Below are 18,640 nucleotides of genomic sequence, written 5' to 3'. Positions count from 1 at the left end.
GACGCGCAAGTCTAGTCGATGCGTCTGCCCTTGCGGCGAGAGGCGGGCGCAGGGCGGTGGATGCCGCTATGCTTGCGATTTCCGGAGTTTTTGGCATGCCGATGAGCGACCCCGCACGCCCCGACCCCCTGTCGTTGCAGCCACCGCTGCCGGACATCGCCGCGCAGGCGGCGGCCGACGTCGCCCGTGCGCTGGCCGAGGACGTGGGCAGCGGCGACCTGACCGCCGCGCTGGTGGATCCCGGCCTGCGCATGCGGGCGCGGGTGATCGCGCGTGAGCCTGCCGTGGTGTGCGGCGAGCCCTGGGTGCGCGCGGCCGTGCATGCGCTGGACCCCGCCGCGCAATGGCACTGGCGGGTGCCGGATGGCCAGCGGGTCGAGCGCGATGGGGTCGTGTTCGAGGTCGAGGCCCATGCCCGCGCCCTGCTGTCGGCCGAGCGCACCGCATTGAATTTTTTGCAGACGCTGTCGGCCGTGGCCACGCAGACCGCGCGCTACGTGGCGGCGGTGGCGGGCACGCGTGCGCGCGTCTGTGACACGCGCAAGACGCTGCCTGGCCTGCGCGTGGCGCAGAAGTACGCCGTGCGCACGGGCGGCGGGCTGAACCACCGCATGGGCCTGCACGACGCGGTGCTGATCAAAGAAAATCACATCGTCGCTGCCGGCGGCGTGCGGGCGGCGCTTGCGCGGGTGCAGGCCCTGGCGCCGCAGGCGCTGTTCGTGCAGATCGAGGTCGAGACGCTGGCGCAGTTGCGCGATGCGCTGGATGGCGGCGCGCGCGTGGTTTTGCTCGACAACATGGATTTGCCGACCCTGCGCGAGGCGGTTGCCCTGAACGACGCCCACCCGGGCGGCGGCGCCGTGCTGGAGATCTCCGGCGGTGTCAACCTGCAGACCGTGCGCGCGCTGGCCGAAACCGGCGTGGACCGCATCTCGGTCGGGGCGCTGACCAAGGATGTCCAGGCCATCGACCTGTCCATGCGGCTGCACCCCCTTTGAGTATCTCCACCATGGCATCCCTCATCGAAGTCGACGTCGAGCAGCCGGCCTGCACCACCCGCCACGCCTGGGCGCGCGTGCCCGAGGAGCCTTCGCCCGCCGAGCGCGAGGCCCTCAAGGCCCGCATCCGGACGCTGTTGCGCGAGCGCGGCGCGGTCATGGTCTCGCACTACTATGTGCACCCGGACCTGCAGGACCTGGCCGAGGAGACCGGCGGCATCGTCAGCGACTCGCTGGAAATGGCGCGCTTTGGGCGCGACCACCCGGCGCGCACCCTGATCGTCTCGGGCGTGCGCTTCATGGGGGAGACGGCCAAGATCCTCTCGCCCGAAAAAACCGTGCTGATGCCCGATCTGGATGCGACCTGCTCGCTGGACCTGGGTTGCCCGGAAGGGGACTTTGCCGCCTTTCGCGCCCAGCATCCGGACCGCACGGTGGTCGTCTATGCCAACACCAGTGCGGCCGTCAAGGCGCAGGCCGACTGGCTGGTGACGTCCAGCTGCGCGCTGGACATCGTGCGGGCGTTGCGCGACAAGGGCCACAAGATCTTGTGGGCACCGGACAAGCACTTGGGGACCTACATCCAGCGCGAGACGGGGGCCGACATGGTGCTGTGGCGGGGTTCGTGCGTGGTGCACGACGAATTCAAGGCCTTCGAGCTGGAGCAACTGCGCCGCGATCACCCCGGCGCCAAGGTGCTGGTGCACCCCGAAAGCCCGGCCGAGGTGGTGGCGCAAGCGGATGTGGTGGGCTCCACCTCCCAAATCCTGAAGGCCGCAGCGGAGTTGGACGCCACAGCGTTCATCGTCGCCACCGACAACGGCATGATGCACAAGCTGCGCACGCTCAACCCGGGCAAGCGCTTCATCGAAGCGCCCACGGCCGGCAACAGCGCTACATGCAAGAGCTGTGCCCACTGCCCGTGGATGGCGATGAACGGCTTGCGCGGCGTGCTGGAGGTGCTGGAGACAGGGCTCAACGAAATCCACGTCGATCCCGCCCTGATCCCCCGCGCCCGGCAGCCCATCGATCGCATGCTGGCCTTCACCGCCGACCTCAAACGGGGCGAGCCGGCGGGGGCCTTGGTCCCCGGCATCGGCGCGGCCTGATCCCCCGCGCGCACGCGCGGCGCGGCATCCGGGCACAATGGAGCATCGATTACCCGGAGGTGTGCCCATGGCCGTCTTGCGCATTGTCTGGGGGGCGCTCGGCGCCCTCGCCATCGCCGCTGGGGCGCAGGCCCGTCCGCTCGAGTTCGACGACATTGCGCGCGAGGGCGAACTCCGGCTGCTGGCCGAGCGGCCCGATCCCCACGCCTATGGGTACGAGTCGCGCGTGCGCATCGACGACGACAGCCTGCGCACGGGCGTCGTGCGCGTGGAGACCTGCCACCTGCGGCTGGACCCCAACGCCCGCGTGGTGGTGCTGTTCAACCGCGATCGGGTCGAGTCCATCCGCATCACCCAGGCGCAGGGGGTGGAGCGCGCCTGGGTCGAGAACCACCGCGTCGAACTGGCGGGGGTGGAGCGCGGCGCGACGGTGTGCATCGAACTGCGCTCGCGCGCGCTCGACCCGATGGGCGACGGTCGCTGGCGGCTGCACGCCGGGCCGTTGATGCGCCGCTACCTGGATGGCTTTTTGCCGATGGAGGCCGAGCTCAAGGTGGTATGGCCGCCGGGCTTGCTGCAGGTGGCGGCCACCGATCCGCCGCCCCAGCCCGGCGTCAAGCTGTCGGCCGGCATCGGCGGGGCCATCCTGCACGTGACCTTTGCCGGCCGACTGACGGCGACCTGGGAGCTGCAGCGACCCGCCGTCGCTCGCTAGCCGGCAGAGGCCTTTCCATCATCGCCTTCGGCCTGCGTGGCGGTCGACATCGCGGCGCGGGCGCCGTGTCCCTGGGCAGAAGCCTGGCTGGGGGGCGGCGGGGACGATCGTGGTCCTCATGGAAGATCGCCACGATGCCGGTGAACGAGCCGATGCCCGGCAGGGCTGGTGCGCGCTAGCGCACGGGCGCGGCGTCTGCGAGCTGGATCGCCCCGTTGTGCGCGCGCAGCTCCTGCGTGATGCGCATCGAGCAAAACTTCGGCCCGCACATCGAGCAGAACGGGGCCGTCTTGGCGGCGTCTTTGGGCAACGTGGCGTCGTGGTAGCGGCGCGCAGTGTCGGGGTCCAGCGCCAGGTTGAACTGATCCTGCCAACGGAATTCGAAGCGGGCCTTGGACATCGCGTTGTCGCGGATCTGCACGCCCGGGTGGCCCTTGGCCAGATCGGCGGCGTGGGCGGCGATCTTGTAGGCGATCAACCCCTGTTTGACATCGTCGCGGTCGGGCAGACCGAGGTGCTCCTTGGGCGTGACGTAGCACAGCATCGCCGTGCCGTACCAGCCGATTTGCGCCGCGCCGATCGCGCTGGCCAGGTGGTCGTAGCCCGGCGCAATGTCGGTGACCAGCGGCCCCAGCGTGTAAAAAGGGGCCTCGTGGCAGTGGCGCAGCTGCTCGTCCATGTTGGCCTGGATCAACTGCATCGGCACGTGGCCGGGGCCTTCGACCATCACCTGCACGTCGTGGCGCCAGGCGATCTGCGTCAGCTCTCCCAGCGTGCGTAGCTCGGCCAGCTGCGCCTCGTCGTTGGCGTCGTGGATCGAACCAGGGCGCAGCCCATCGCCGAGGCTGAAGGCGACGTCGTACGCCTTCATGATCTCGCAGATCTCCTCGAAGTGGGTGTAGAGGAAGTTTTCCTGGCCGTGGGCCTGGCACCAGCGCGCCATGATCGAGCCGCCGCGCGAGACGATGCCGGTGAGCCGTCGCTCGGTCAGCGCGATGAAGTCGCGGCGCACGCCGGCGTGAATGGTGAAGTAATCGACCCCCTGCTCGGCCTGCTCGATCAGCGTGTCGCGAAACACCTCCCAGCTCAGGGCCTGCGGGTCGCCGCCGACTTTTTCCAGCGCCTGGTAGATCGGCACCGTGCCGACCGGCACCGGGCTGTTGCGCAGGATCCATTCGCGCGTTTCGTGAATGTGGCGTCCGGTGGACAGATCCATCACCGTGTCGGCACCCCAGCGCACCGCCCACACCATCTTGTCCACCTCGGCGGTGATGTCCGACGCCAGCGCCGAGTTGCCCAGGTTGGCGTTGACCTTGACCAAGAAGTGGCGGCCGATGATCATCGGCTCGCTTTCGGGGTGATTGACATTGGCCGGGATGATGGCGCGCCCGGCGGCCACCTCCTGGCGCACGAACTCTGGGGTGATCTCGCCGGGTATGCGCGCGCCAAAGGCCTGCCCGGGGTGTTGCTGCAGCAGCCGCCCGGCCATCGCCCGGCCGCGCGGGCCACAGGCGCGCAGCGCTTCGAGATAAGCCTGACAATTTTGGTTTTCGCGGATGGCGACGAACTCCATCTCCGGCGTGACGATGCCGCGGCGCGCGTAGTGCATCTGCGTCACGTTGGCCCCGGCGCGTGCGCGGCGGATCGGACGCGGCGCAGCCGGCATGCGCAGGTGCGCGGTGGCGGGATCGTGTCGCCGTGCTTGCCCCCAGCCGCTGCTGGGTCCGGGCAGCACCTCGGTGTCGCCGCGTTCCTCGATCCAGCGCAGCCGCAACGGCGGCAAGCCGCGGCGGATGTCGATATCGGCGTCGTGCGCGGTGTACGGGCCGGAGGTGTCGTACACCCATACCGGCGGGTTGAGCTCGCCGCCCAGCGCCGCAGGCGTGGCCGACTGGGCGATCTCGCGCATCGGTACGCGCAGGTCGGGGCGGCTGCCGGTGACGTAAATCTTGCGCGAGCCGCAGATGGGGCCGACCGTGACGGCATGGGGGCTGGACGGCTGCGGCGTCGGGTTCGCAGGGGCGGCAAGGGTGGCAACGATAGCCATGGGCGGGCTCCTCGGAAACGCAGTGAATCCACGCTCCGGCGACCCGTGCCGCGGCCAAGCGGGCCTGGCCTTGGGGGAGAGGCTCGTCCTTTCGCCGGTATGACCCGGATCAAGTTCGACGGGTTCGGCGCGCCAATGCTTACGCGCCATCTCAGCCCACCTTTTGGCGGGGGCACCCCGGAGCGCCGACCATTGTAGGTGATCTGTGCCGTGACCATGGCTGGTCACGATTTCATTAAGTGAAAAACGGTCCGCGATTATGAAACCAGTGAGAGGGGCGCGGCAGTGCCGCCTGCGTTTCGGGTGGACAACTGTTCCGCAATGCGGAAGTGTGCGCTAAGTCTTTGATCGACAAGATCGAAAAATACTCTTGTATAAGACACAAGACTGGTGTTGTGTCTTATAGAAGACTTATACTGTGGGCAACGGGACGGGGTATCGCCACCCGGCTGCACCGGTTCCCGCCAGGGTTTCCCATCACCACAGGAGTGTTGTCATGACGCAAAACCTCACCCGCGATCAGCAAATCGCCGCCCTTGAAAAAGACTGGGCCGAAAACCCGCGCTGGAAAGGCATCAAGCGCGGCTACAGCGCCGCCGACGTGGTGCGCCTGCGCGGCTCGCTGCAGATCGAGTACACGCTGGCCAAGCGCGGTGCCGAAAAGCTGTGGCGCCTGATCAACGGCGAGGCCAAGAAGGGCTACGTCAACGCCTTCGGCGCCATCACCGCCGGGCAGGCCATGCAGCAGGCCAAGGCGGGTCTGGAGGCCGTCTACCTGTCTGGTTGGCAAGTCGCCGCCGACGGCAACACCAGCGAAACGATGTACCCCGACCAGTCGTTGTACGCGTACGACTCGGTGCCGACGATGGTGCGTCGCATCAACAACACCTTCAAGCGCGCCGACGAGATCCAGTGGAGCCGCGGCATCGGCCCCGGTGACGCCGGCTACATCGACTACTTCCTGCCGATCGTGGCGGACGCCGAGGCTGGCTTCGGCGGCGTGCTCAACGCCTTCGAGCTAATGAAGAACATGATCGCCGCGGGTGCCGCCGGCGTGCACTTCGAGGACCAACTGGCCGCGGTGAAGAAGTGCGGCCACATGGGCGGCAAGGTGCTGGTGCCGACGCAAGAGGCGATCGAGAAGCTGATCGCCGCGCGCTTTGCGGCCGACGTGATGGGCGTGCCCACCATCGTGCTGGCGCGCACCGACGCCGAGGCGGCCAACCTGCTCACCAGCGACCACGACGCCAACGACAAGCCCTTCCTGACCGGCGAACGCACGCAAGAGGGCTTCTTCCGCGTCAAGAACGGCCTGGAGCAGGCGATCAGCCGCGGCGTGGCTTACGCGCCGTATGCCGACCTGGTGTGGTGCGAGACCGGCACGCCGGACCTGGGCTTCGCCCGCGAGTTCGCGCAGGCCATCCACGCCAAGTACCCAGGCAAGCTGCTGTCCTACAACTGCTCGCCGTCCTTCAACTGGAAAAAGAACCTGGACGACAAGACCATCGCCAAGTTTCAGGACGAACTGTCGGCGCTGGGCTACAAGTACCAGTTCATCACGCTGGCGGGCATCCACATCAACTGGTTCAACACCTTCCAGTTCGCCCATGCGTACGCCCGCGGCGAAGGCATGAAGCACTACGTCAACATGGTGCAGGAGCCCGAGTTCAAGGCGCGCGAGCTGGGCTACACCTTCGTGTCGCACCAGCAAGAAGTCGGTGCCGGCTACTTCGATGACGTGACCACCGTCATCCAGGGCGGTTCCTCCAGCGTCAAGGCGCTGGCCGGCTCGACCGAAGAAGAGCAGTTCCACTGATCCCAGACCGCCCCAGGGCGGCGGAGGAGACCGCGGCCCGGCAGGCGAAGGCTTGCCGGGCCTTTTTGTTTCCGCGGCGAGGTCCGTGGCCAGTGCCGAGGGGGCGGAGGTGCTGCCGTCAGACGATGCGGCACGCCTCGTCGAATGCCAGCCGGGGGCCGCGCGGGTGAAGGCCCGCCGGGTCGCCGTAGCCCAGGTTGCACAAAAAGTTGGTGCGCACCGTGGTGCCAGCCCAGAAGGCGGCATCCACCGCAGGACCGTCGAAGCCGCTCATCGGGCCACAGTCCAGCCCCAGCGCCCGCGCGGCCAGGATGAAATAGCCGCCCTGCAGGCTGGAGTTGCGAAAGGCCGTGGCCTGGATCGCCTCGGGCTGGCCCTCGAACCAGCTTCGCGCATCGGGGTTGTGGGGAAAGAGCTGCGGCAGCTTTTCGTAGAACGCCAGATCCATGCCGATGATGGCGGTCACGGGCGCGACGGCCGTCTTGGCACGGTTGCCCTCGCTCAGGCACGGCAGCAGCCGGGCCTTGGCCTGCGGCGACTTGACGAACAGGATGCGCGCCGGGCCGCAGTTGGCCGACGTGGGGCCCCATTTCATCAGGTCGTACAGGCTGTGCAGTGTCTCGTCGGCCACAGCCTTGTCCTGCCAGGCGTTGTGCGTGCGGGCGTCGTCGAACAGTTGCTCGGTGGTGATCTGCATGGTGTCGATGTGGGGGTTGGAGCGAAAGCGCCCATTGTGCAGTGGGTTCGTGCTGCGGAGCCGCATGCGACGCGCGGCGAGTGCGCTTGGCGGATCTGTGCGAAAATGCAGCGAAGTCGAAAGTATCCAGCCCGCAGGCGATACGGTTATGACACCGCGAACTCCCCCGGAGGTCACCCCGGCCTGAACAGGCCGGCGGCAGTTCGCGCCTGCTCGATCAACACCCTCTTGCGCGGCCCCGAGCCGCGTTTTTTGTTTTTCAGGACCCTCACCCATGATCCAGATCACGCTCCCCGACGGTTCGCAGCGCGCCTTCGATGCACCGGTCACCGTCGCCGAGATAGCGGCGGCCATCGGTGCCGGGCTGGCCAAGGCGGCTGTCGCGGGCAAGGTGCAGACCGCCGGTGACGATGCGCCGCGCCTGGTGGACACGGCCTACCGCGTCGAGCGCGATGCGCGGGTGTGGATCGTCACGCCCAAGGATCCGGAGGGGCTGGAAATCATCCGCCACTCGACCGCGCACCTGCTGGCCTACGCGGTCAAAGAGCTGTATCCGGATGCGCAGGTCACCATCGGCCCCGTCATCGACAACGGCTTCTATTACGACTTTTCGTACAAGCGGCCCTTTACGCCGGAGGACTTGGTCGCCATCGAGAAAAAGATGGCCGAACTGGCCGCCAAAGACGAGCCGGTGGTCCGCCGCGTTCTGCCCCGCGACGAGGCCGTGGCCTACTTCAAGGGGCTGGGCGAGCACTACAAGGCCGAGATCATCGGCAGCATCCCGGCGGGGGAGGAGGTCAGCCTCTACCGCGAAGGCGCCTTCGAGGACCTGTGCCGTGGCCCGCACGTGCCCTCCACCGGCAAGCTCAAGCATTTCAAGCTGATGAAGGTGGCCGGGGCCTATTGGCGCGGCGATCACCGCAACGAGATGCTGCAGCGCGTCTATGGCACCGCCTGGGCCAGCAAGGAGGACCTGCAGCAATACCTGACCCTGCTGGAAGAGGCCGAGCGGCGCGACCACCGCAAGCTGGGCAAGGAGCTCGATCTGTTCCACATCGACGACCATGCGCCGGGGCTGGTGTTCTGGCACCCCAAGGGCTGGACGCTGTGGCAGCAGGTCGAGCAGTACATGCGGCAGGTCTACCGCGACAACGGCTACCTGGAGGTCAAGGGCCCGCAGATCCTGGACAAGGCGCTGTGGGAGAAAACCGGCCACTGGGACAAGTACCGGGACAACATGTTCATCACCGAGAGCGAGAAGCGCGACTACGCGATCAAGCCGATGAACTGCCCCGGGCACATCCTGATCTTCAAGCAGGGTGTCAAGAGCTATCGCGACCTGCCGCTGCGCTACGGCGAGTTCGGCCAGTGCCACCGCAACGAGCCCAGCGGCGGCCTGCACGGCATCATGCGCGTGCGCGGTTTCACGCAGGACGACGGCCACATCTTCTGCACCGAGGACCAGATCCTGCCGGAGTGCGACGCTTTCACGCGGTTGCTGAAAAAGGTGTATGCGGACTTTGGCTTTACCGAGATCCTCTACAAGGTCTCGACGCGGCCGGCGGCGCGCATCGGCTCCGATGAACTCTGGGACAAGGCCGAGGCGGCGCTGATGCAAAGCCTGCGCAACTCCGGCTGTGATTTCGTCATCTCCGAAGGGGATGGCGCGTTCTACGGCCCCAAGATCGAATACACGCTCAAGGACGCCATCAGCCGCGAGTGGCAGTGCGGCACCATCCAGGTGGACTTCAACCTGAGCGAGCGGCTGGATGCCGAGTATGTGGCCGAGGACGGCAGCCGCCGGCGCCCAGTCATCCTGCACCGCGCCATCGTCGGCAGCCTGGAGCGCTTCATTGGCATCCTCATCGAGCAGCACGCGGGTGCCGTGCCGGCGTGGCTGGCGCCGACCCAGGTGGCGGTGCTCAACATCACCGATGCGCAAGCCGACTACTGTGGCGAAATTGCCAAAACGCTTCAGGATCAAGGGTTTAGGGTGGCGCTGGATCTTGGCAACGAGAAGATCACCTATAAAATCCGCCAGCAGGCTTTGCAAAAGGTGCCCTACATCCTGGTCGTCGGTGACAAGGAGAAGGCCGCCGGGACGGTCGCCGTGCGCGCGCGCGGCAACCAAGACCTCGGCGTCATGCCCTTGGCGGACTTCGCCCAGCGCCTGCGTTCGGACATCGCGTCCAAGCATTGACAAAGGAATCACACCATCGCTACCGCCCGCCCCAGCAACTTTCGTGACCGTCGCCAGCGCGAGGAGCGCCAGCACCGTTTGAACCGCGAGATCACCGCCCCCGAGGTCCGCCTCACCGGTCCCGATGGGCAGCAAATCGGCGTCGTGTCCATCCAAGAGGCGCTGCGCATGGCGGGCGACCTCGACGTCGATCTGGTCGAAATCGCGCCGATGGCCACCCCGCCGGTGTGCCGCCTGATCGACTACGGCAAGTTCAAATACGCCGAACAGAAGAAGGCGGCCGAGGCCAAGGCCAAGCAAAAGGTCATCGAGGTCAAGGAAATCAAGTTCCGGCCCGGGACCGACGAGGGCGACTACCAGGTCAAGATGCGCAACATCCGACGCTTCCTGGAAGATGGCGACAAGTGCAAGGTGACCCTGCGCTTCCGTGGCCGGGAGATCACCCACCAGGAACTGGGCTTGGCGTTGCTGGAGCGCATCCGCACCGAGCTGGGCGACAGTATCGTGGTCGAGCAGTTCCCCAAGCTGGAAGGGCGGCAGATGATCATGATGATTGCGCCATCGCGCAAAAAGGGGGCTGGCGCCGGCAAGGCGCAAGCCGCCGCCGCCCCAGCGGCCTGATCGCCGCACTGCGCTGCGTGGGGCGGCTGCGCACCGCGTGGCTCCGTCGTTGCTATAATCGCGGGCTTCGTACGCAGAACAGAAGGGCGTGCGCTTCGATGCGTCGCGGCGTTTCGCGGTGTGTCTGGCGCATGACAGCGTGCGAAGCCGGTCCGGTCATCCCAAGGCTGGAACGACAAGTGGCTCGGGGCCGACAAGTCCCTGGCGGCAAAGCCGGGGCGCCTCGCGAGCACAATTCAACAGGAAGCAGTCATCATGCCCAAGATGAAGACCAAGAGCAGCGCGAAGAAGCGTTTTCGCGTTCGTCCCGGTGGCACCGTCAAGCGCGGTCAGGCGTTCAAGCGCCACATCCTGACCAAGAAGACGACCAAGAACAAGCGCCAACTGCGTGGCGCGGCCAACGTCCATGAGACGAACATGGGCCACATCGCGCAGATGATGCCCTTTGCCGGCCTGTGATGGGCGGCGGTACCCCCGTAACGAACAAGGAGTAAACCATGCCTCGCGTCAAACGTGGTGTCACCGCGCGCGCCCGCCACAAAAAGGTGCTCGCCCTGGCCAAGGGTTTCCGTGGCCGCCGCAAGAATGTGTTCCGCGTCGCCAAGCAGGCGGTTATGAAGGCCGGCCAGTACGCCTACCGCGACCGCCGTGCCCGCAAGCGTGTCTTCCGTCAGCTCTGGATCGCCCGCATCAACGCTGGCGTGCGCGAGCTGGGTCTGACCTACAGCCAGTTTGCCAACGGTCTGCGCAAGGCGGCGATCGAGATCGACCGCAAGGTGCTGGCCGATCTGGCCGTCAACGACAAGGCGGCCTTCGGCGCCATCGTCGAGCGCGTCAAGGCCCACCTGCAGGCCCCGGGCGCAGCGACGGCCGCCTGACGTCCCAGGCCGCCCACCCCGGCGGCCGTCCGTCTTTCCACGGGCCAGTCGCCTTGCGCGCTGGCCCGTTCGTTTTTGGGGCCGAGCGCGCCCCGCAACGGATCACCGCATGAACGACCTCGAATCTCTGGTGCAGTCGGCGCGCGAGCAGTTCGCGCAGGCCCAAACCCCCAACGATCTGGAAAACGCCAAGGCGCGCTTTCTGGGCAAGAGCGGAGCGATCACCGAGCGCATGAAGGGGCTGGCGGCGCTGAGCCCCGAGGACAAGAAGGCGGCGGGCGCGGCCATCAACCAGGCCAAGCAGGCCATCGAAGCGGCGCTGCAGGCGCGACGTGCCGAGCTGGCCAAGGCCGAGCTGCAGCGCCAACTGGCCGCCGAGGCGCTGGACGTGACGCTGCCGGGGCGCCAACGCGGCCAGGGCGGTCTGCACCCGGTGAGCCTGACGCTGGAGCGCATCGAGGCCATCTTCGGCTCGATGGGCTTCGAGGTCGCCGACGGGCCAGAGATCGAGACCGACTGGTTCAACTTCACCGCGCTCAACACCCCGGCGGATCACCCGGCGCGCTCGATGCACGACACCTTCTACGTCGAGGGTGGCACGCCCGAGGCGCCGTTGTTGCTGCGCACGCACACCAGCCCGATGCAGATCCGCCACGCGGTGCAGCACGTCAAGCGCGCGCGCGCCGCAGCCGGCGACGACGGGGTGGGCCTGTTCGCCGGTGACATGCCGGAGATCCGCGTCATCGCCCCGGGGCGCACCTACCGCGTGGACAGCGACGCCACGCACTCGCCGATGTTTCACCAGTGCGAGGGGCTGTGGATCGGCCGCAACGTCAGCTTCAAGGACCTGAAGGTGGTCTTCACGGCGTTTTGCCGCACCTTTTTCGAGACCGACGACCTGGTGCTGCGCTTCCGGCCGAGCTTCTTCCCGTTCACCGAGCCGAGCGCCGAGATCGACATCCAGTTTGCCAGCGGCCCGCTGGCCGGGCGCTGGCTGGAGGTGGCCGGCTCCGGCCAGGTGCACCCCAACGTGGTGCGCAACATGGGGCTGGACCCGGAGCACTACATTGGCTTTGCATTTGGCATGGGGCCGGACCGGCTGACCATGCTGCGCTACGGTGTCAACGACTTGCGCCTGTTCTTCGATGGTGACCTGCGCTTTCTGTCGCAGTTCCGTTGAGGTTGAGAGAAAGAGCCCCCGATGCAATTCCCCGAATCCTGGCTGCGTGCCTTTTGCAACCCTCCCCTCGACAGCCGCGCGCTGGCCGATCTGCTGACCATGGCGGGTCTAGAGGTGGAGGAATGGGAGCCGGTGGCTCCCCCCTTCACCCGTGTGGTCGTGGCGCAGATCCTGAGCGCCGAGCCGCACCCCAACGCCGACCGGCTGCGCGTCTGCCGCGTCGACGCGGGGCAGGGCGAGCCGCTGCAGATCGTCTGCGGCGCACCGAACGCGCGCGCCGGCATCCGTGTGCCGTGCGCACTGGTGGGTGCGGTGCTGCCGCCCGGGGAGGACGGCCAGCCGTTCGAGATCCGCGTCGGCAAGCTGCGCGGGGTGGAAAGCCACGGCATGCTGTGCTCGGCGCGCGAGCTGGGCCTGTCGGACGACCATGGCGGGCTCATGGAGCTGGCGGCCGATGCGCCACTCGGGCGCGATCTGCGCGAGGCGCTGGCGCTGGACGACCGCATCTTCACGCTCAAGCTCACGCCCAACCTCGCGCACTGCCTGAGCGTCTACGGCGTGGCGCGCGAGGTGGCGGCGCTGACCGGCGCGCCGTTGCAGACCCCGATGTTGGCGCCGGTGCCGCCGCGCCACGGTGACGTGCTGCCGGTGCGCATCGACGCGCCGGACCTGTGCGGCCGCTTCACCGGTCGCATCATCCGCAGCATCGACCCCACGGCCAAGACGCCCGAGTGGATGGTGCAGCGCCTGGCGCGCTGCGGCCAGCGCAGCATTTCGGCGCTGGTGGACATCTCCAACTACGTGATGTTCGAGCTGGGCCGCCCGTCGCATATCTTCGACTTGGATCGCATCCACGGCGGCCTGCAAGTGCGCTGGGGCCGCGCGGGCGAGACGCTGGAGCTGCTCAACGGCCAGACCGTGACGCTCGATGAGACGGTGGGCGTGATCGCCGACGACCGCGGCGTGGAGTCGCTGGCCGGCATCATGGGCGGACAGGCCACGGCGGTATCGGACGCCACGCGCAACGTCTATGTGGAGGCGGCGTTCTGGTGGCCGCGCGCGATCGCGGGCCGCTCGCGCCGCTTTAACTTCAGCACGGACGCGAGCCACCGCTTCGAGCGCGGGGTCGACCCGAGCACCACGCGCCAGCACGTCGAGCGCATCACGCAGCTGATCCTGGAGATCTGCGGCGGCGCGGCCGGCCCGATCGACGACCACGTCGTCAACCTGCCGCAGCCGCAGCCGGTGACGCTGCGCGTGGCGCGCGCGGCCAAGGTGATCGGCATGCCGCTGACGCAGGCGCAGTGCGCCGAGCCGCTGCGCCGGCTGGGGCTGGAGGTGGCCGAGGGCGATGGCGTGCTGACGGTGACGCCGCCGCCGTACCGCTTCGACCTGCAGATCGAGGAGGATCTGATCGAGGAGGTGGCTCGCGTCATCGGCTACGACCGCCTGCCGGATACGCCGCCGCTGGCCCCTGTGGTGCCGCGCGTGCGGCCGGAGGCCCAGCGCAGCGCCCACGCGGTGCGGCGCCAGCTCGCGGATCTGGGGTATCAGGAGACGATCAACTTCAGCTTCGTCGAAGAACGCTGGGAGCGCGACTACGCGGGCAACGAGGCGCCGATTCGGCTGCTCAACCCAATTGCCAGCCACCTGAGCGTGATGCGCTCGAGCCTGATCGGAAGCTTGCTGGCGGTGCTCAAATACAACACCGACCGCAAGGTGCCGCGCGTCCGTCTGTTCGAGGTCGGGCGCGTATTCCGCCGTGATCCGGCGGTGCCGGACAGCGACACGACCGTAGCGGGCTTGGATCAGCCGCGCCGGCTGGCCGGGCTGGCGTGGGGCGACGAGTCTGCCCTGCAGTGGGGCGTGCCCGCCCGACCGGTGGATTTTTACGACGTCAAAGGCGATGTGGAGGTCCTGCTGGCGCCGCGTCGCCCGGTGTTCGAGCCGGCGCAGCACCCCGCGCTGCACCCGGGGCGCTGCGCCCGTGTGCTGCTCGACGGCCGTCCCGTGGGCATCGTCGGCGAGCTGCATCCGCGCTGGCGCCAGGCCGAAGGCTGGACCCAGGCACCTGTGCTGTTCGAGCTGGACTGGGATGCGGTCGTGGGGCGCCCGGTGCCCCAGGCCCAGTCGCTGGGCCGGCACCAGCCCGTGCAGCGGGACGTGGCCGTGGTCGTGCGCGAGGCCGTCATCCACGCCGAGGTGATGGCGGCGATTGGGGCGGTGGAGCAGCCGTGGCTGCGCGAGGCGGTGCTGTTCGACGTCTATCGGCCCAAGGCGGGGACGGCGGGCGCCGCCCTGGCCGAGGGCGAAAAGAGCCTCGCCGTGCGCCTGACCCTGGAGCGCCACGACGCCAACCTGACCGACGAGGAGATCGACGCCGTCGTGCAGGCCGTGTTGGCATCGCTGCAACAGCGCGTCGGGGCCCGCCTGCGGGCGTGACGCCGGGGGTGTCGAAGGCCGTGGCGGTCCTGCTACGATTGCCGCCATGGCCACGCGCATACACCGAACGGAACCCGAAGACGCCGGCGACGGCGCGACCCTGACCAAGGCCGAGTTGGCCGAGCGACTGTTCGACCGCATCGGCTTCAACAAGCGCGAATCCAAGGACATCGTCGATGCGTTCTTCGCGCTGATCGCCGAGTGCCTGATTGCCGGCGAGGATGTGCGCATCGCCGGGTTCGGGCAATTTCAGGTGCGCATGAAGGCCCCGCGCCCGGGGCGCAATCCGCGCACCGGCGAGCTGGTGCCGATCGAGGCGCGGCGCGTGGTGACCTTCCACGCCTCGCCCAAGCTCAAGGAAGCGATGCAGGGTGGGGGCGCGTCTGTCGCCAGCTCCCCGGATCGATGAGGCCGGTGGCCAGCGCCACCCCGGCCAGTATCACGATGCCACACCCCACCATCCAGGGGGTGATGGTCTCGCCCAGCAGCAGCGCGCCGTAGCCGACGGCAAACACCGGGATCAGAAAGGTCACGGTGAGCGTTTTTGCGGGACCGGCGGCCTCGATCAAGCGAAAGTACAGCAGGTAGGCCAGCGCGGTGCAAAGCACGCCGGCTACTGCGACTGCGCCCCAGGCCCCGGCGCTGGCGGGCTGCGCGGGCCAGGTCCACAGGGTGGGTAGCAGCAGGCCCAGGGTGGCGCCGAACTGGCTGCCGGCGGCCGTTGCCATGGGGGGGATGCCCATCAGGTACTTTTTGGTGTAGCTGGCGGCCACGGCATAGAGGATGGTGGCGCCCAGACAGGCCAGCACGGCCCAGCCCGTGCCGCCGGGGGTAAAGCTGGCCTTGTTCCACGACAGCAGCGCCACCCCCAAAAAACCCAGCGCCAGCCCCACGGCGCGCCAGCGCCCCGGGCGATCGCCCAGCCACAGACAGGCCACCAGCGCACCGAACAGCGGCACGGTGGCGTTCAGGATGGCCGTCAGGCCGGTGCTGATCGACAGCACCGCGTAGGCGAACAGCCCGAAGGGGATGCCCGAATTGATCAGCCCGACGAACAGGATGCGCCCCGCGCGGGCGCGAAACGCGCGCCAGTGGCCGCTGAGCACCAGAATCGGCAGCAGCATCGCGCCCGCGACGGCCACGCGCAGGCCGGCGGTGGCCACCGGCCCAAACTCCAGCGCCGCCTGGCGCATGAACAGAAAGGACGACCCCCACAGGGCTGCCAGAAACAAAAACTCGGCCGCAAGCTTGGGCGACATGGCGCGGAATGGAATAGGGTGACGGCGCCCGGGCCGTCGCCGGCCGGGCCAGGACAGGGGGAGCGACAACGGAGGGCGATCATAAGCCCGCCTACAATCGGCGCACTGTCACACACCCGTCTCGACCGTCCACAGACCCATGACCGATGCGACCGTTCCTCCCCGTCCGCTGCCTGTCCACGCCTTCAAGGCGTACGACATTCGTGGTGTGGTGCCGGACGTGATCGACGAGGCGTTTGCCCGCGCGCTGGGGCACGCCTTTGGGGCCCGGGCTCGTGCGGCCGGCGAGCAGACCGTGGCCGTGGGGCGCGATGGGCGGCTGAGCAGCCCGGCCCTGGCCGCCGCGCTGATCGAGGGGTTGCTCGACGCCGGCGTGGATGTGCTCGACGTCGGCATGGTCACGACGCCGATGCTGTACTTCGCTGCCAGCACCCACTGCACCAGCGGCATCCAGGTCACCGGCAGCCACAACCCCAAGCACCACAACGGCTTCAAGATGGTGCTGGCCGGGCGCGCCATTCACGGCGAGGAGATCCAGGCGCTGCGCGCGGCGATGGAAAGCGGTGCTGCGGCGGTACCGGCGCGCGGGCGGGTGCGCCGGCTGGACATCCAGTCGCAGTACATCGCGCGCATCGTCGAGGACGTGCGGCTGGCGCGGCCGCTCAAGCTCGTGATCGACTGCGGCAACGGCGTCACCGGCGCCAGCGCCCCGGCGCTGTTCCGCGCGCTGGGCTGCGACGTCACGGTGCTGTACGGCGAGGTCGATGGCGAATTCCCCAACCACCATCCCGACCCGTCCAAGCCGGAGAATCTGCGCGACCTCATCGCCACCCTGCAGCGCACGGGCGCCGATCTGGGTTTTGCCTTCGACGGCGATGGCGACCGGCTGGGCGTCGTCACCCCCAGCGGCCAGAACATCTTTCCCGACCGGCAGATGATGCTGTTTGCCGCCGACGTGCTGTCGCGCGTGCCCGGGGGGACCATCGTGTTCGACGTCAAGTGCAGCCAGCGGCTGGCGCCGGCGATCCGCGCCGCCGGCGGTGTGCCGCTGATGCACCGCACCGGCCACTCGCTGATCAAGGCCAAGATGCGCGAGGTTGGCGCGCCGCTGGGCGGCGAGATGAGCGGCCACATCTTCTTTCAGGAGCGCTGGTACGGCTTCGACGACGGCAGCTACGCCGGCGCGCGGCTGCTGGAAATCCTGAGCCGCCATCCCGATCCTGGCGCGGTGCTGGAGGCGTTGCCGACCAGCTGCGCCACGCCGGAGCTCAACGTCGCCTGCGCTGAAGGCGAGCCGCAGCGCGTGGTGGCGGATTTGCAGCGCGTGGCCCGCTTCGACCCGCCGGCCGAAGTCAGCACCGTCGACGGCCTGCGGGTGGACTGGCCGGATGGCTTTGGGCTGATTCGCGCCTCCAACACCACGCCGGTGCTGGTGCTGCGCTTCGAGGGGCAGACGCCCGAGGCACTGGCGCGCATCGAGGCCGAAATGCTGGGCTGGCTGCGCCGCGTCAAGCCCGATGCGGTGGTAGGAGGGGTGGCGCATTGAATCGCTGCCCGTGCTGGAAGCCCCCGTGTCCGACGACGTTGCCGCCGCCCTGACCCCGGACCCCGATCCGGAGGTCATCGTCTTCAACCTCAAGCGCCGCTACACCGGGGTGTCGGCCACCGTCAACGCGCTGGTGCCGATCCAAGCGCGCCAGTGGCGGCTGGCCTACTGCGGCACACCGCTGCCGCACGGCATGCCGGGCTTGACTCTGCGGCAGGCGATCGCGCTGTCGCGCCGGCCGCCGGCGGGCCGGCCTTTCCGCATCTGGCACGTCCGGCGGGACCACGAGATGGCCGCAGGCCTGTGGGCGCGCGACGTGCTGCGGCTGCCGGTGCGGCTGGTGTTTACCTCGGCGGCGCAGCACCGGCACGGCTGGTTTCCGCGCTGGCTGATCAGCCGCATGGACGCCGTGATCGCCACCACGCCGAAGGCCGCCAGCTTCGTGCCGAACACCACGGCGGTGGTGCCGCATGGCATCGACTTGGCCCGCTTCGCGCCGCCTTCGGACAAGCTGGCGGCCTGGGCCGACAGCGGCCTGCCGGGGCGCTACGGCGTCGGCGTGTTCGGGCGCGTGCGGCCGGACAAAGGCACCGACGTGTTCGTGGACGCCATGATCGTCGCGCTGCCGCATCTGCCGGACGTGACGGCGGTCATTGCCGGCCGCGCGATGCCGCAGCACGAGGCCTACCAGCGCGCGCTGCAGGCGCGCATCGACGCCGCGGGGCTGTCGGATCGCATCCGCTTCCTGGGTGAGGTGCCAGCGGCCGAGGTGCACCGCTGGTACCAGCGCTGCCTGGTGTGCGTGGCCTGCCCGCGCTACGAGCCGTTTGGCCTGACGCCGTTCGAGGCGGCGGCGTGCGGCTGCGCCGTGGTGTGCTCGCGCACCGGCGCGTTCGAGGAGCTGGTGCGGCCCGGCGTCAACGGTGCGCTGGTGGACACGGGCGATGCCGCAGGGCTGGCCGCGGCGCTGCGGCAGGTGTTGGCCGACCCTTGGGCCGCGGTGGGCATGGGGCAGGCTGCGCGTGCGCGGGTGGCCGAGCACTTTTCGCTGGAGCGCGAGGCGGCCGGCATCGGGGCGGTGTATGCACGGCTCTGGCGCACGGGCTGACGCGGCCAAGCCCCTTCGGTGGAC

Annotated in this window: 15 protein-coding genes, 1 pseudogene and 1 riboswitch; of the genes and pseudogenes, 13 read left to right on the top strand and 3 right to left on the bottom strand. The window is 68.6% G+C overall.

Going from position 1 to position 18,640, the window contains the following annotated elements; genetic code table 11:
• Nucleotides 1-101: 101 nt before the first annotated feature.
• The 3 genes from nadC to V7026_RS01495 all read left to right on the top strand — a co-directional run bounded on the left by nadC (nt 102) and on the right by V7026_RS01495 (nt 2,822).
• Nucleotides 102-998 (top strand): carboxylating nicotinate-nucleotide diphosphorylase, encoded by an 897-nt coding sequence (nadC, locus tag V7026_RS01505; RefSeq protein ID WP_334153516.1) that lies wholly within the window; start codon nt 102-104, stop codon nt 996-998.
• Between the two features lie 11 nt (nt 999-1,009).
• Nucleotides 1,010-2,107, top strand: coding sequence for a quinolinate synthase NadA (nadA, locus tag V7026_RS01500; RefSeq protein ID WP_334153476.1), 1,098 nt, complete (start codon nt 1,010-1,012; stop codon nt 2,105-2,107).
• Between the two features lie 67 nt (nt 2,108-2,174).
• Complete coding sequence (locus V7026_RS01495) at nt 2,175-2,822, top strand: hypothetical protein (RefSeq protein ID WP_334153475.1); 648 nt, start codon at nt 2,175-2,177, stop codon at nt 2,820-2,822.
• Between the two features lie 223 nt (nt 2,823-3,045).
• On the opposite strand, the pseudogene thiC reads toward V7026_RS01495, so the two are convergent.
• A pseudogene (gene thiC / locus V7026_RS01490) lies at nt 3,046-4,869 on the bottom strand (phosphomethylpyrimidine synthase ThiC); the annotation flags it as partial.
• A gap of 68 nt (nt 4,870-4,937) precedes the next feature.
• Nucleotides 4,938-5,059, bottom strand: a riboswitch (TPP riboswitch).
• 306 nt (nt 5,060-5,365) lie between these two features.
• On the opposite strand from thiC, the gene aceA reads away from it, so the two are divergent.
• Entirely contained in the window at nt 5,366-6,685 is a 1,320-nt protein-coding gene (gene aceA / locus V7026_RS01485) for an isocitrate lyase (RefSeq protein ID WP_334153474.1), read from the top strand.
• A 118-nt stretch (nt 6,686-6,803) separates the two neighbouring features.
• Here the strand turns inward: aceA and V7026_RS01480 are convergent, their stop codons facing one another.
• Entirely contained in the window at nt 6,804-7,382 is a 579-nt protein-coding gene (locus tag V7026_RS01480) for a malonic semialdehyde reductase (protein ID WP_334153473.1), read from the bottom strand.
• Nucleotides 7,383-7,656: 274 nt separating this feature from the next.
• Here V7026_RS01480 and thrS point away from each other — a divergent pair, with 274 nt between their 5' ends.
• The 7 genes from thrS (at nt 7,657) to V7026_RS01445 (ending at nt 15,112) form a co-directional block, all read left to right on the top strand.
• Nucleotides 7,657-9,582 (top strand): threonine--tRNA ligase, encoded by a 1,926-nt coding sequence (gene thrS, locus V7026_RS01475; protein ID WP_334153472.1) that lies wholly within the window; start codon nt 7,657-7,659, stop codon nt 9,580-9,582.
• Between the two features lie 15 nt (nt 9,583-9,597).
• Nucleotides 9,598-10,203, top strand: coding sequence for a translation initiation factor IF-3 (gene infC, locus V7026_RS01470; RefSeq protein ID WP_334153515.1), 606 nt, complete (start codon nt 9,598-9,600; stop codon nt 10,201-10,203).
• A 255-nt stretch (nt 10,204-10,458) separates the two neighbouring features.
• On the top strand, nt 10,459-10,662 hold the full coding sequence (gene rpmI, locus V7026_RS01465) for a 50S ribosomal protein L35 (protein ID WP_068608969.1): 204 nt from the start codon (nt 10,459-10,461) through the stop codon (nt 10,660-10,662).
• A 38-nt stretch (nt 10,663-10,700) separates the two neighbouring features.
• Complete coding sequence (rplT, locus tag V7026_RS01460; protein WP_068608971.1) at nt 10,701-11,081, top strand: 50S ribosomal protein L20; 381 nt, start codon at nt 10,701-10,703, stop codon at nt 11,079-11,081.
• A 109-nt stretch (nt 11,082-11,190) separates the two neighbouring features.
• Nucleotides 11,191-12,261: a phenylalanine--tRNA ligase subunit alpha gene (pheS, locus tag V7026_RS01455; RefSeq protein WP_334153471.1), complete on the top strand. Its 1,071-nt coding sequence runs from the start codon at nt 11,191-11,193 to the stop codon at nt 12,259-12,261.
• 21 nt (nt 12,262-12,282) lie between these two features.
• On the top strand, nt 12,283-14,703 hold the full coding sequence (pheT, locus tag V7026_RS01450; RefSeq protein ID WP_334153470.1) for a phenylalanine--tRNA ligase subunit beta: 2,421 nt from the start codon (nt 12,283-12,285) through the stop codon (nt 14,701-14,703).
• 46 nt (nt 14,704-14,749) lie between these two features.
• Nucleotides 14,750-15,112, top strand: coding sequence for an integration host factor subunit alpha (locus V7026_RS01445; protein ID WP_334153469.1), 363 nt, complete (start codon nt 14,750-14,752; stop codon nt 15,110-15,112).
• Here V7026_RS01445 and V7026_RS01440 read toward each other — a convergent pair.
• A complete protein-coding gene (locus V7026_RS01440; protein WP_334153468.1) occupies nt 15,057-15,962 on the bottom strand; it encodes a DMT family transporter in 906 nt (301 codons plus the stop codon). The two genes, V7026_RS01445 and V7026_RS01440, sit on opposite strands and share 56 nt — an antisense overlap.
• A 139-nt stretch (nt 15,963-16,101) precedes the next feature.
• On the opposite strand from V7026_RS01440, the gene V7026_RS01435 reads away from it, so the two are divergent.
• A complete protein-coding gene (locus tag V7026_RS01435; protein ID WP_334153467.1) occupies nt 16,102-17,508 on the top strand; it encodes a phosphomannomutase/phosphoglucomutase in 1,407 nt (468 codons plus the stop codon).
• Between the two features lie 25 nt (nt 17,509-17,533).
• On the top strand, nt 17,534-18,616 hold the full coding sequence (locus tag V7026_RS01430) for a glycosyltransferase family 4 protein (protein ID WP_334153466.1): 1,083 nt from the start codon (nt 17,534-17,536) through the stop codon (nt 18,614-18,616).
• Nucleotides 18,617-18,640: the final 24 nt, after the last annotated feature.

Origin of the sequence: Tepidimonas sp., assembly GCF_036825565.1 — a bacterium.
GTDB lineage: Bacteria > Pseudomonadota > Gammaproteobacteria > Burkholderiales > Burkholderiaceae_C > Tepidimonas.
Note: the sequence above shows the minus strand (reverse complement) of the source record. Positions and strands in the feature narration are given on the sequence as shown.

Excerpts from the sequence above, each read along its gene's own strand:
- nadC (WP_334153516.1), top strand. The coding sequence starts at position 102 with ATGAGCGACCCCGCACGCCCCGACCCCCTGTCGTTGCAGCCACCGCTG.
- nadA (WP_334153476.1), top strand. The coding sequence starts at position 1,010 with ATGGCATCCCTCATCGAAGTCGACGTCGAGCAGCCGGCCTGCACCACC.
- V7026_RS01495 (WP_334153475.1), top strand. The coding sequence starts at position 2,175 with ATGGCCGTCTTGCGCATTGTCTGGGGGGCGCTCGGCGCCCTCGCCATC.
- aceA (WP_334153474.1), top strand. The coding sequence starts at position 5,366 with ATGACGCAAAACCTCACCCGCGATCAGCAAATCGCCGCCCTTGAAAAA.
- V7026_RS01480 (WP_334153473.1), bottom strand. The coding sequence starts at position 7,382 with ATGCAGATCACCACCGAGCAACTGTTCGACGACGCCCGCACGCACAAC.
- thrS (WP_334153472.1), top strand. The coding sequence starts at position 7,657 with ATGATCCAGATCACGCTCCCCGACGGTTCGCAGCGCGCCTTCGATGCA.
- rpmI (WP_068608969.1), top strand. The coding sequence starts at position 10,459 with ATGCCCAAGATGAAGACCAAGAGCAGCGCGAAGAAGCGTTTTCGCGTT.
- rplT (WP_068608971.1), top strand. The coding sequence starts at position 10,701 with ATGCCTCGCGTCAAACGTGGTGTCACCGCGCGCGCCCGCCACAAAAAG.
- pheS (WP_334153471.1), top strand. The coding sequence starts at position 11,191 with ATGAACGACCTCGAATCTCTGGTGCAGTCGGCGCGCGAGCAGTTCGCG.
- pheT (WP_334153470.1), top strand. The coding sequence starts at position 12,283 with ATGCAATTCCCCGAATCCTGGCTGCGTGCCTTTTGCAACCCTCCCCTC.
- V7026_RS01445 (WP_334153469.1), top strand. The coding sequence starts at position 14,750 with ATGGCCACGCGCATACACCGAACGGAACCCGAAGACGCCGGCGACGGC.
- V7026_RS01440 (WP_334153468.1), bottom strand. The coding sequence starts at position 15,962 with ATGTCGCCCAAGCTTGCGGCCGAGTTTTTGTTTCTGGCAGCCCTGTGG.
- V7026_RS01435 (WP_334153467.1), top strand. The coding sequence starts at position 16,102 with ATGACCGATGCGACCGTTCCTCCCCGTCCGCTGCCTGTCCACGCCTTC.